This is a genomic window from Acinetobacter sp. F9, assembly GCF_019195275.1.
Taxonomy (GTDB): domain Bacteria; phylum Pseudomonadota; class Gammaproteobacteria; order Pseudomonadales; family Moraxellaceae; genus Acinetobacter; species Acinetobacter pseudolwoffii.
Genome location: NZ_CP078068.1, coordinates 1,525,960 through 1,538,692, shown reverse-complemented (window position 1 = coordinate 1,538,692; position 12,733 = coordinate 1,525,960). Strand labels below are relative to the sequence as shown.

The following is a 12,733-nucleotide window of genomic DNA, read 5'->3' as shown; positions in this document are numbered from 1 at the left end:
TGAATTAAACCTTTGAAAGAATTTGACCTGCCTGAATCAGGGTCTGTTCTTTTTTTGCAAAACAGAACCTGAGCAGGCGTAAATCGGCAGGCGCTTGCTGGTAGAACACAGAGACTGGAATTGCCACGATCCCGTGTTGCTCTGCCAGAAAATGACACATCTCTACATCATTTAAATCAGACCGGATAGCCGAATAATCGAGATTCTGGAAATAAGTTCCTTGAGAGGGCGTCCATTTAAAACGTGATGTTTCAATTGATGAATTAAATAGATCACGTTTGTTTTGATAGAACCGTGAAAGTTCACGTATATGTTCAGGATGCTGTTGCATGTATTCCGCCAAAGCCACCTGAATCGGAGTCACGCCACAGAAGCTGGCAAACTGATAAATCTGTCTGAACATTCTCATGAGTGGCGGTGCCGCAATACAAAAACCGGTTTTCCAGCCGGTGACATGAAAGGTTTTACCAAAAGAACCGATCACGAAGCTACGCTCGCGCAGTTCAGGAAATGACCAGGCTGAATGGTGCTGAACGCCGTCAAAAACCAGATGTTCATAGACTTCATCGGATAACACCACAATATTGCGCTCACGGATCAGCTCAATCAGATGCTGCCAGTCTGCTCTGGACCAGACACTACCGCTGGGATTGTGAGGAGTGTTGACCACAATCATGCGGGTATGGTCATTGATGGCATCTTTCACCTGACTCCAGTCCACAGAAAACTCTGGATGCTGTAATGCAATATGTACGGGGGTTGCACCAGCCAGCTGTATTGCAGGTGCATAACTGTCATAGCTCGGATCGAAAATAATCACTTCATCACCCGCACGAACTGTGGCCTGAATCGCACAAAAAATCGCAATTGTGGCGCCGGAAGTAATCGTGATCTCTTCTAGCGGGTCAATGCTCAGCTGATCGCGCTGTCGATACAGATCGGCCACCAGCCCGCGCAATATCGGCAAGCCATCTCCAGGTGCATACTGGTTAAATCCGTTATGACTGGCCCGGCTCAAAGCCTCAATCAATGCCGGTGGCGCAGGAAAGTCTGGAAATCCCTGTGAAAGGTTCAATGCGCCGAGTTTTTGTGCCAGGGCCGACATGGTGCTAAAAATCGTGATGCCTAGATCAGGCAGTTTAGAGGGGAATTCCAGCATGTCCTTGGCCTTGAAAATAAGATTGAATCCAGTGTAGCAGCAAGTTCTACTCTGAATAATCAGAAAATTCTGAAATATTTGGCATTATTTTTACTTCTATTTTTCAGAGATTTATTGAATAGGTGCAATTGAATTACTGAAAATCAAATGCCTAATTATGTGAAATGCACACCGAGCTGGACGAAATGGGCAACTTTTCCTAGAATTTGCTCCACAATAATAATGCTTAAAACTATAACTATAAAATGCCAAAACATATTCATCTGCTACTGGAGCAACTTGGGCTGAACCGGCAGCATCGTGCGCTGCATCTGCAGTTTTCACATCTGCCCTTAAATCATCAGGTCCTGATTCAGCGGGTTGATGGCCAGCATCAGATTAATCAGGGTCTGCAGGCAGAACTGATCTGCCTTTCTACGCAGGCCAATCTTGCTTTAAAGCAATTTATAGGTTGTCAGGTGGCAGTAGATCAGGTGACAGATCGTGGCGAACTTTTTCGAACCAGTGGCATTATTACCGCAGCCAGTCAGGGACACAGCGACGGTGCCTTGAGTCTGTATAAACTGACCATGCAGGATGCTACTGCACTCTGGCACAAACGCCGTAATAGTCGGGTGTTTATGAATAAGAGCGTGCGCGAAATCAGTGAAATATTATTTAGTGAATGGCAAAGCAGAAGTGCATTATTTGCAGCCAGTCTTAGTCTTGACTTGACCGGATTAAATCGGGATTACGATGTACGCCCTTTTGTGATGCAGTCCAATGAGTCGGATTATGATTTTTTAACACGTTTATGGCGTAGTGAAGGAATAAACTGGCTGATTGATGAAAAGCACTCCATTGTTCCGGTGTCCGCTACTGAGATTCAGCCGCAGAACCTGCGTTTAATCGATCATTCTCAAGCCTTTTCAGCTTTAAAACGCCGTTCAATCCGCTTCCATCGCAGTCATGCCACCGAGCAGTTTGATACGCTGACCAGTCTGATTGCCGTACGTCAGCTTAATTCCAACAGTACCCATACCCAGCGCTGGCAAGCGCAGCACCTTGCGCAGGATCAAAGCCAGTCCTTATTAAATACTCATCAGCAAAGTAGCGTGCAGGATACGGCCAGTCTGAATCTTGAAGATGCCTGGAACATTAGTCCGGCCTGGACAGGTGATTTGAATGCCGAGGATCAGGTGACGGCATCTGGTACGGCACAACTGGAACGACTGAATCAGCAGCTCAATCATTATCATGCGCTGCAATCCAAATATTTTAAAGCCAGCAGCAGTGTACGTGATGCTCAGGTCGGGTATTGGTTTGAATTAAAACAGCATGCTGAAATTGATCAGCATCCCGTGCATGAGCGTGAATTTTTGATTTTGGGTAAACGCTTCTATAACCAGAATAATTTACCTAAAGATATTTTATTGCAGCTAGACAGCTTGCTCGGTCAAAGTGATTGGCAAATTTCGGAGGAAGAACGGCAGGCCAATGAGTTGTATATCGTCCGCCGTGACATTCCGGTCGTACCTGAATATCAGCCTTTTGTACATCGCCCCGCTGCATATCCGCAGCGAGCTCGAGTGGTCGGGCCTGAAGGTGAAACAATCCATGTCGATGCTTGGGGAAGAGTGAAAATTCGTTTTCTATTTACCCGAAGCGATGACCATCAACATGATGCCGGTGCAGGCAGCAATGACAATGATAGCGATTCGGCCTGGATTGATGTATTAACCCCTTGGGCTGGTGAAGGTTATGGAGTCAGATTGCATCCACGAGTTGGTGAAATGGTGGTGATTGATTTTTTTGAAGGCGATATCGATCGGCCCTTTGTTATGGGACGGATTCACGAAGCAGAACGACATCCAGTGATGTTTGATGCGAAGGGACAGTTACCAGCCACCAGAAAACTCAGTGGGATCCGTTCCCAAGAAGTAGAGGGTGAGGGTTTCAACCAGCTGCGTTTTGATGATACGACGGATCAGATTAGTGCGCAGTTACACAGTAGTCATGGGGTTAGCCAGTTGAATTTAGGAAATCTCAGTTATTCTAAAGAAACCGAATCGAGTGAAGGTCGTGGGGAAGGGTTTGAACTGAGGACAGATCAGTGGGGGGCAGTACGAGCAGGGCAAGGCTTACTGATTTCGACCTATTCGCAAGATACAGCAGCAGGTAATCACCTGGATGCTAAGCCTGCCAAGAACCAGATGGAATCAAATCTGAATAACACCAAAGTTCTGAGTGACATGGCAGAAGCTCAGCAAACTGATCCGCTTGAGCTTTTTAATAGCTTAAAACAATTTCTGAATCAACTAGAAACTGAAGATGCGAGCAAAGCCACTGCATTTAAACAGGCTGTTATGTTATTAACGGCACCACATTCGATTGCGCTGAGTACAAATGAAAATATTCATTTATCTGCAGACCAGCAGATAAATTACAGTGCAGGGGGAAATATCCATCTATCGACTCAACAGTCTCTGATTGCACATGCGCAGCACAAGATCAGCCTATTTGCTGCCCAGAACGGAGCACGCTTATACGCAGGCAAAGGTAAAATTGAAATGCAGGCCCAAGATGATGCCATCGAAGCAATTGCACGGAAGGTGATTAAGCTGATTTCAACTGAAGACAAGATTGAGATCACCAGTCCGAAAGAGATCCTGCTAACCGCAGGAGGATCTCAAATAAAGATTAATAGCAGTGGAGTATGTATCACAACTGGTGGGAAGTTTGAATGTAAGGCGGGGCAGCATAGTTTTATGGGAGGGGCTAAAACTTTTTATGATTTACCTGAGTTGCCTAAAATTGGTCCATATGCTGTAGATTTTTTATTTACTAGTTTGGGCGGTACAGGAATTGAAGGTGCAGAGGTAACTATGTTCACACCTGAAAATAAGGAAATTTTATGGGAAGGTAAAACTGATTTAAAGGGTAAGTCTGAATTATCTATTTTTCAAAAATCATTAGCTTATGAAGCATTAGTAGGATTTAAACAATGGTCTAGTAGCTTTGAAGATTTGGAATTTAAAGTGCCTGATATAGAAGATGAGTTTGATGTGGGAGAGCATGGAATTCAGTTGGAAGATATTGAATAATTATAAAGGTAGTCTCTGTGAATTATTATATCGTAAAAAAAGGAGATACATTATGGGGTATCTCGAGAAAATTTAATATTACTGTGAAAAAAATAGCAGAAATTAATGAATTAGATACTTCTATAATCCATAAAATAAGAATAGGTCAAAAAATTTATATTAATGAAAAGAATAAGATTAATGCTGAAGTGGTTTTAAAAATCATATTATTAGATTTATCTTTTAAGTCAATTCCAAAAGGTACTGTAAAGCTAGAATATGATGATAAGTCAAAAGAAATAATTTTTAAAGATGGTGTAATCTATAATATAGAAATATTAGACCATTTAAAAGGACTAAAAGTTTATTATAAAAATATTAAAGGTGCCTTTGATCTAATAGCTCATCATAAAAAATTACCTATAGGAAAAAAAGTTTTAAGATTAACTTCAAGACAAATGAAGGTTTCAGGTGTACATTATCCTAAGTCTGGTATAGCCCAACAGACATTAGATGAAATTAAACAATCATTAAAAAATTTAGCAGACCCAGTTATAATGGGAGGAAGTAAAAAAATAGATGAGCTACATACTAATAAATCATCTTTGCCGGAGCCAAGAAGTGATCAAAAAAGGACTGATTCAGGTAATAGTACTCATATAATTGCAAGCCAATTTACAGAAGAAAACTTTATTCTAAGTAGCGTCAATAATAAATATAGAAAATTCGTTATAGAGGCTTCGAAGCGGCATAATTTTACACCTCATAGCCTCGCAGCTTTAATTCATGCTGAGGCTGCAAAAAAAAGTAATGGTGAATGGGATCCGGAAAGTTTTAATGCAAGTACAAATGCTGCTGGACTAACACAATTTTTAAAAAGTACTTGGCTTGAAATTTGTAAAAATCAACATACTCTAATAGGACAATATGCTTCAAAAAATAAGAAGCTCACTGAGAAGCAACTTCTCAATTTGAGATTCATTCCTGAATTCTCTATTGATGCAGCAGCAGCTTATGCAGTCGTTAACTTTAAATGGTCAAAATTGCCTTATCAAAAATTAACAGAACCAAGTTCAATAGCGAAATTTGCTTATCTATTACATCATGAAGGAGCGGGTGGTACTAGGTCATTCATACAAAATAGTTTTTCTCAACAAAGAGCGAAGAATTTGTTATTTGCACAATTTGGAAGTAAAGGTAAACAAAGAGCCTCAGATTATTTGAAAAGATATAATGATGATGCAAAAGCTGCCTATGGAGCATGGTTAAGAGCTTATATTGATGCACATATTAATATTTATGATTATGTACTGGATAAATCAAAAACTTCCGGGGTAAATTTATCTTTAGAAGAAACAATAAAAATTTTATTAGAACAAACTTCTTCACCAACACCAACACCAACACCAACACCAACACCAACACCAACACCAACACCAACACCAACACCAACACCAACACCAACACCAATCTTAAGTAAAGAAGTACAAGAAAATAAACCTGTAGGAGGAAGTGAAATATGGGTAGATCCTTTAGCAGTAAATAAGTTAAGAACTGCTGGTCTTGCAAATATCAAAAGTGCCACTTTTGGGAAGGTTAGAAATGGAGGTACAAGAAATCATCAGGGTATAGATCTAGCTGCTGACTCAGGTACAAATATTTTTGCAGTATGTAGTGGCATTATTGCTGTCGCAAAGGATAGTGGAGGGCCATATGGTAAAATTGTTGTATTAGAAGTAAACATTGATGACCTGCCTATACAACAAAAAAATTATGCATTAAAAAACATTATAAACAGTAATTTTATTTATTTTTTTTATGCACATCTATCTACAATAAATGTTGAAAAGGGAGATGCTGTGGATGTTACAACAGTTTTAGGTAAAACAGGTTCTAGTGGAAATGCGAGTGGAATGACTACTATTTCAAAGGGTGGACATTTACATTTTGAGACAAGAAGCTCGCCATTATTGGGTAAAGGCCTACAAGGAAGATTTGATCCTATCCCCTTTTTTTTAAATAAATTAATTTAGGCTTTTTAAAAAATATGAAAATAATTAAATTCCTAGTAATAATTAGTACTTTTTTTTCATTATCGTGTCATTCGAATAATATAGATTGGAATGATTATCAGCAAAGTGCTATACAAACCAATGAGCCAATTTTGTTTTTAGATCAATTTGGTAGTTTTTCTCAATTAAATGAAAACTTAAAGTTAGGTTTGGTTGATTACGGTAATAAAAATAAAAAATATTCTGGTGGAAATTATATTCTTAAAAGTTATGGTGTTGAGGTCTTTAATAATCAAATAGAATATACTTTGTTCCAAAGTACAGTGCCTTTAAAATCTAGTGTCGATTTAAAGATACTATATCAAGATGAAAAAATAGTAGCTTTTCGAACAAGAGAATTTAGTGAAATAGATTATGTGAAAAGAGCTTATAAAAAATTTAGTTCTAATATATTTATATATAATAAATTATCAAATTTAGTAGTCGAGGTTCCAGTAGTAGATTCTTCATCTAAGAGTTTAGAAAGTAATTATTTAAATATATTGGCTGGTGATAATTTTTCTTATTTTGTCAAAGAAAGAGAATATCTATATGAGGCGGATATTAGCGAAGGTAACGGTAAAATTAATAATTATAAATTAGTATTGAATTTAGAATTAAAATGTTTATTCTATACATTAGGTTGTGAAAATATAAATTCTAAGAAATTACTGAAAAAATAAGTTACTAGATTGCTACATCATTAATGTAGCAATCTTTTTTAACTTCACCCTTCCAAAACTTCTTCCAACAACTCTTCACTCGGTGCAAAGTAATATGCTCCATCTAGTGGAGTGACGAAGTGTAGCAAGCGGTCATGGATCCCATCGCCAGACGTACCAAACATACGCTCTAACATGGCATCAATAATAGTTAAATCTTTGGTATAGGCAATGAAGAATAGACCTTGGTCACCACGGCCATCACCATAAGGCAAGGAATGACGGAGAATCTCCATTTCTTCGCCTTCTTCATCTTCCACTACAGTACGTGCAACGTGAGCATTTGCCGGTTTAACCTCATCCTCCAGTTCAATCGATTCCAGTTTGGTACGACCCATCACTTGCTCTTGAGTATCGACTTTCAGCTTTTTCCACTTTTCCAGATCATGCGCATAACGCTGGGCAAAAATAAATGAACCATCTTGGAAAATGCCCGTATCTTCACCGAGTAATGCCACCTCAGCACGATCATCTGGGAATTGCGGATTTTCAGTGCCATCAATAAAGCCTGTCACATCACGGCCATCAAAATAGCGAAAGCAGACACGTTCATCCAGAACTTCAACCTGATCCTGAATCCCTTCAAAAAAAGCCTGACTCAGCGCAAAACAGATATCCGCCCGTGCACTGGCAATATGAATCAGAATATCTGCCGGAACAACCGGCATTGCAAATGAACCCTGAATCGGTTCAAGCTGTTTGAAACCCGCAGGGCTTTGTGAATAAAGTCTTGACCAAAGCTCAGGACCAAAAGCGACAGCTGTTTTAATTTGTGCTTGAGGATGTTGCGTAATCAGACGATCACGAGAAGTAAAAAGATGTTCTAATTTTTCTTTGAGTGCTTCAATATTTAAGTCTTTAAGACGCAATACAATAAAGCGAGCATGATCTGAGGGGAGGGGCAAGATTACCGATTGGGCTGTCATTCATGGCTCCTGTAATGATAAATCCTGTTTTTTAATGCACATATTGTGCCTGAAGCTCTGCAGAGTGAACAGTGCAGCGCCTTATATTTAAGCAATTTTTTAGCCTGAATCTATTGGATAAGTCCTATAATATTGTGCAAGTTTTCCAGAGTTGAATGTTCATGTCCTACCAAATGTGGTTTGCCTATATGCTGGCCTGTTGGGTGATTAGTGTTTCACCCGGTGCAGGGGCAATTGCCTCGATGTCGAGTGGGCTGAATTATGGTTTTCGACATGGCTACTGGAATGCATTGGGTCTGCAACTGGCATTACTGGTGCAGATTGCAGTGGTGGCAGCCGGAGTGGGGGTGCTGTTTGCGACCACGCCATGGGCATTTTTGGTGGTGAAATGGTTTGGTGTGGGCTATTTATTATATTTGGCTATTTTACAGTGGAAAGCGCCACTACAATCCATCGAAATTAAACATGAATTGGCACGTAAATCTGCGGGAAAACTGATTTTATATGGTTTTTTGGTGAATATGAGTAATCCCAAAGCCATTGTGTTTTTACTGGCTGTATTGCCACAATTTCTGGATTTATCCAAACCACAATGGATTCAGTATGTGATTATGGCGCTGACCATGATCACGATTGATCTGATTGTGATGGCGGGCTACACGGGGCTTGCTGCAAAAGTTTTACGATTGCTCAAGTCACCAAAACAACAGAAAATTATGAACCGTAGTTTTGCAGTGCTGTTTGCTTGTGCTGCGAGCTTATTAAGCTTGGTACATCAATAACAGTATGGAATACATTTTTAAGTCTATTAATTGATTTTTAAGCGTATTTCATCTAGTTTGATCGCATGAAAACAATAATAGGCAAAGCAGCATGTCAACGCCATTATGGATTTTGATCTATGTCTTACACTGCATTTTAACCAAGTGGATTATTTCGTGGGGCGGGGCAGCATATATTAGAGGCTGGAAAACATGGTTTGTGTTTAACACATCTCAATCTGAAGAATGGACGAAAGATCAGGTAATTATGATGGCGTGGTTCTTTTGGATTGCATTCACGATTTTATTTTTGATTGGGCTGTTTAATCCTGAATTTCGCTTTTATAAATTAAAGAATAGTCTGTGATAATTGCGCCAAGAATTCATCTTCAGTCATCACAACAATGCCATGTTGTTTAAAGAGTGCAGCGGTAACACCATCGCCCTGAATTTTATGTCCTGAAAATGATCCGTTATAAATCAAATCACTACCACAAGAGGGACTGTGAGCTTTAAGAATTGCATGTGTGGCGTGAAAGTCTTGCGCAACTTTTAAAGCGAGATATGCACCTTGTATAAAAGCTTGAGAAACATCATTGCCTAGAATATCTATAACTAAAGATTTTTGCGCAAGTACATCTAAGCCTGAACCATTTTGAATTTCGGCAGGTGGATGTGGAATCGGTAGTCCACCTGAGATTTCAGGACACAGACTGATATATTGATTTGGAACTAAAGATTCGAGCACTTCTTTGACAAGGCAATCCTTGCCATCGTAACGAACTTTTTGACCGAGCAAACAGGCACTCACAAAGTAGCGTTTAGTCCCCATGTCCTAGCTCAGCTTTTTAAATTTCTGAAAGATAAACATCATTGCAAATAACACTGCCATGGTCAGCACAATGGTCAGCCCAGTTGAAGTATTAAGGCCTGCGCTCGACCAGAGGCCTACTGTCACACCAATCTGTGCAATCACGAATGCCCAGATCACCATTTGGCGTGGAGAGTTTGCCAGAAGGCGAGCAGTCAGAGCAGGAATAACCAACAATGCACCCATCAATAGGGAACCGACCGCGCGTAAAGCCAGTACAGTAAATAGCGCAAGCAATAACATAAAGATCAGGCGTTGCCATTTGGCATTTACCCCTTCACTGACCGCCATATCCGGATCAATCGCGATCTGAATCTGGGCTTGCCAGCTTTTATATAAAACACCTAAGGCCAGAATGATCACAATGGCGAACGTGGGCAAGTCCGTCCAGGAAATGGTCAGTAGATCACCGAATAAATAGCTGAGCAGTTCAGGTCTTAAACTTGGTAAATGTTGAATAAACAATAAACCCGAGCAAAGTAAGGTCGCTGAACACAGTGCAAGCAGGGCATCATTGGGGAGGCGGGGATCATGTAGCACCCACAGAATGGCAACCAGCAATAATGCCAAGAAGGTCACGCCCATCCACAGCGGTAGACTTAAGGCGCCTGCAATCGCAACACCCAGTAAAGTACCATGTGCCATAGTATCAGCAAAAAATGACATACGACGCCACAGCATCAAGCAGCCTAGCGGTGCCGTCAGAAACACCAGTAGCGTGCCCATAATCCATGCAGGTAAAAGGAGTTGTAACCAATCCATCATGGTTTAAGCTTCCGGCTCGGGGTGAATATGAGGGCGCGTATCATGCTGACACGGCATAGCAGAATCGCCATGCGCACAATGATCATGATGATGCTGATAAAACACCCGGTTGGTGCCAAAGATTGCCTGATATTCTGGATGCTGCTGCACGCTTTCCGGCAGGCCGCTGCAACAGATATGCTTGTTCAGGCACACCACCCGAGTCGTACCTTGCATCACCCATTGCAGGTCATGTGACACCATTAATACGGCACAGCCATATTTTTCCGGCAAGTTACGCACATATTCATACAGTTCAGCTTCGGATTGAATGTCCAGACCTTGCATCGGTTCATCCAGTACCAGAATATCGGGTTGGCGTAATAAGGCCCGTGCCAAGAGCACCCGCTGACGCTCACCGCCTGAGAGTTGCTGAACTTTGGAATCTTGCAGTTTACTAATGCCAGTATCGCGAATAATTTCGGTTTTGATTTTGGATGGGCATTTTTCCAAAGCCAATAAGTCTTTTACACGCAGTGGCAGACTATGCGATGGATTGAATTTTTGCGGCACATAAGAGAATTTCAGTTTACGTGCAGTTTTGATCTCACCGGATTGCGGTTTCAAGATGCCGAGCATGACTTTAATTAAAGTCGACTTGCCTGCACCATTCGGGCCAATCAGCGTGACAATCTCTTTTTCTTGCAATGAAAAATCAATGGCTTTTAAAATATCACGCTCATCAATCTTGACCCAGATCTGGGAGAGCTGAATCAGGGGGAAGGCACTTAGGCTTTGTTGCGACACTGCTGACAGATTCCTGAAATTTCAATAATGCTGTGATGTGCGCTAAAGTCATCCGAGCTTGCAAGTGCATCAAGTTGGTCAAGCAGACCTTGCGCTGATGCTTCTGTCACCGCTTTACATTCGGTACAGATTAAAAAAGCCGCCTGATGCCCTTCACGTGGATGGCAACAAGGAATATAGGCATTGATCGAGGTCAGGCGGTGAATCAGCCCTTTACCCAATAAAAAATCCAAGGTTCGGTATACCGTAGGTGGCGCCGCAGGACGATCACTGGCATTTTTCATTTGTGCCAGTAAATCATAAGCCCCCATCGGGCCAGTCGCATTTAAAATGAGTTCCAGCACTTCTTTACGCAAAGGGGTAAGGCGTGCGCCTGTTGCTGCACAAAGACTTTCCGCTTCAGCAAGACGTTGTGCGACATTGGGATGGTCGTGCACGCCGTGCAATGCGTTGTGGTGTTCGTGCGAACAAGAACCCATAGTTCACCTCAAGTGCGAAACTGAAAATTAATAGATTTCAAATCTTAACATGAAGCGTTCAGAGTTTCGATTGGGCATAGGTATTTTTGTATTTTTGTTATATTATAACACTCACTAATTTTCTCGTTTTTAAGTGATTTCTACTCATGTTCCGTCTCCTTGCAATGGGTCTTTTGGCTTTGTTCAGCACACTCAGTTGGTCACAAAGTCTGGTGGTCTCGACTCAGCCGATCTATCTGATTGCCAAGAAAATTACTCAGGGCGTGGAACAGCCGACTTTATTACTGGCCAATCAGAGCGGACATGATGTCAGTCTGACCCCGGCACATCGTAAAATCATTCAGGATGCCGGTCTGGTGATCTGGCTGGGTCAGGCGCATGAGGCACCGCTGGCCAAAGTGCTGAATGACAGTTATAAAGGTATCGCTATTTTAGAGTCCGGTATTTTGACCACATTGCCGATGCGTAACCCGCGTGGTGAGGCCTTAAAAAATACGGTAGATACGCATGTCTGGCTCGATCCGAATAATGCCGTAAGGATTGGTTTCTTTATTGCGGCGCTGCGTTCGCAACAATTGCCGGAGAACCGTGAACTGTACTGGAAAAATGCACGCGACTTTGCGCAAAGCATGTTTGCGACGGCCCAGCGTTATAGTTCCAGCACTAAAGCCAAAGCTTACTGGTCGTATCATGATGCCTATCAATATCTGGAACGTCCCTTGAATCTGAAATTCATGGGCGCACTGACCGATGATCCACATGTCTCGCCAACTGTGGCACAAATCAAGTTCTTACAGGATCATCGCCCACAGCCTAAAATGTGCCTTCTGGCCGAAGGTCATGCCAGTGAAAATCAGTACCGAAAACTCAAACCGGTGGTGTTTCAGCATGTCGATGAAAGCATGAGCGGGGCAGGGGACTTTGTGCAAGCCTGGCAGCAATTAGCAGCAGAAACCCAGAAGTGCGTATTAAATGCGCGCTAATGATTTAAAAAATAGACAGATTTTGATTAGTTTAACAGCATTGCCCCGATTTAAAAAAACACGACTAAGGTCGGGAAAAGATTGCATGTTCAGGGGTGTAACTCTATAATGCCTGCGATTAAAAATAATCACCTGTTAAACTTGTCAAGCATGATTGCTGTGAGTGAA

At 41.5% G+C, this 12,733-nt stretch carries 11 protein-coding genes; 5 read left to right on the top strand and 6 right to left on the bottom strand.

Annotated elements, in window-relative coordinates; all coding sequences use genetic code 11:
• Positions 1–4 precede the first annotated feature (4 nt).
• Positions 5–1,159 carry a methionine aminotransferase gene (locus KT990_RS07380; RefSeq protein ID WP_218208557.1) on the bottom strand — a complete coding sequence of 385 codons (1,155 nt, stop codon included), beginning with the start codon at positions 1,157–1,159 and terminating at the stop codon, positions 5–7.
• A 245-nt stretch (positions 1,160–1,404) separates the two neighbouring features.
• Here KT990_RS07380 and KT990_RS07375 point away from each other — a divergent pair, with 245 nt between their 5' ends.
• Genes KT990_RS07375 through KT990_RS07365 form a run of 3 tightly spaced genes read left to right on the top strand, consistent with a single transcriptional unit; the run spans position 1,405 to position 6,955 of the window.
• Complete coding sequence (locus KT990_RS07375; protein WP_218208556.1) at positions 1,405–4,242, top strand: type VI secretion system Vgr family protein; 2,838 nt, start codon at positions 1,405–1,407, stop codon at positions 4,240–4,242.
• A gap of 17 nt (positions 4,243–4,259) precedes the next feature.
• Complete coding sequence (locus tag KT990_RS07370) at positions 4,260–6,254, top strand: peptidoglycan DD-metalloendopeptidase family protein (protein WP_218208555.1); 1,995 nt, start codon at positions 4,260–4,262, stop codon at positions 6,252–6,254.
• 14 nt (positions 6,255–6,268) lie between these two features.
• Entirely contained in the window at positions 6,269–6,955 is a 687-nt protein-coding gene (locus tag KT990_RS07365) for a hypothetical protein (RefSeq protein WP_100358038.1), read from the top strand.
• A gap of 44 nt (positions 6,956–6,999) precedes the next feature.
• Here the strand turns inward: KT990_RS07365 and KT990_RS07360 are convergent, their stop codons facing one another.
• A complete protein-coding gene (locus tag KT990_RS07360) occupies positions 7,000–7,920 on the bottom strand; it encodes a Dyp-type peroxidase (RefSeq protein ID WP_100329703.1) in 921 nt (306 codons plus the stop codon).
• Positions 7,921–8,081: 161 nt separating this feature from the next.
• On the opposite strand from KT990_RS07360, the gene KT990_RS07355 reads away from it, so the two are divergent.
• A complete protein-coding gene (locus tag KT990_RS07355; protein WP_180000265.1) occupies positions 8,082–8,702 on the top strand; it encodes a LysE family transporter in 621 nt (206 codons plus the stop codon).
• 328 nt (positions 8,703–9,030) lie between these two features.
• On the opposite strand, the gene KT990_RS07350 is transcribed toward KT990_RS07355, so the two are convergent.
• From KT990_RS07350 to KT990_RS07335, 4 genes are read right to left on the bottom strand one after another with little or no spacing between them, the layout of a single operon-like run.
• Complete coding sequence (locus KT990_RS07350; RefSeq protein ID WP_218208554.1) at positions 9,031–9,513, bottom strand: DUF523 domain-containing protein; 483 nt, start codon at positions 9,511–9,513, stop codon at positions 9,031–9,033.
• Positions 9,514–9,516: 3 nt separating this feature from the next.
• Complete coding sequence (znuB, locus tag KT990_RS07345; RefSeq protein WP_100329705.1) at positions 9,517–10,317, bottom strand: zinc ABC transporter permease subunit ZnuB; 801 nt, start codon at positions 10,315–10,317, stop codon at positions 9,517–9,519.
• A 3-nt stretch (positions 10,318–10,320) separates the two neighbouring features.
• Positions 10,321–11,103 carry a zinc ABC transporter ATP-binding protein ZnuC gene (gene znuC, locus KT990_RS07340; protein ID WP_218208553.1) on the bottom strand — a complete coding sequence of 261 codons (783 nt, stop codon included), beginning with the start codon at positions 11,101–11,103 and terminating at the stop codon, positions 10,321–10,323.
• Positions 11,085–11,582, bottom strand: a complete 498-nt coding sequence (locus KT990_RS07335) for a transcriptional repressor (protein ID WP_005173814.1) — start codon at positions 11,580–11,582, stop codon at positions 11,085–11,087. The genes znuC and KT990_RS07335 overlap by 19 nt, the downstream gene beginning before the upstream one ends.
• 146 nt (positions 11,583–11,728) lie before the next feature.
• On the opposite strand from KT990_RS07335, the gene KT990_RS07330 reads away from it, so the two are divergent.
• Positions 11,729–12,565, top strand: coding sequence for a metal ABC transporter solute-binding protein, Zn/Mn family (locus tag KT990_RS07330; RefSeq protein ID WP_218208552.1), 837 nt, complete (start codon positions 11,729–11,731; stop codon positions 12,563–12,565).
• The last annotated feature ends 168 nt before the right edge of the window (positions 12,566–12,733 follow it).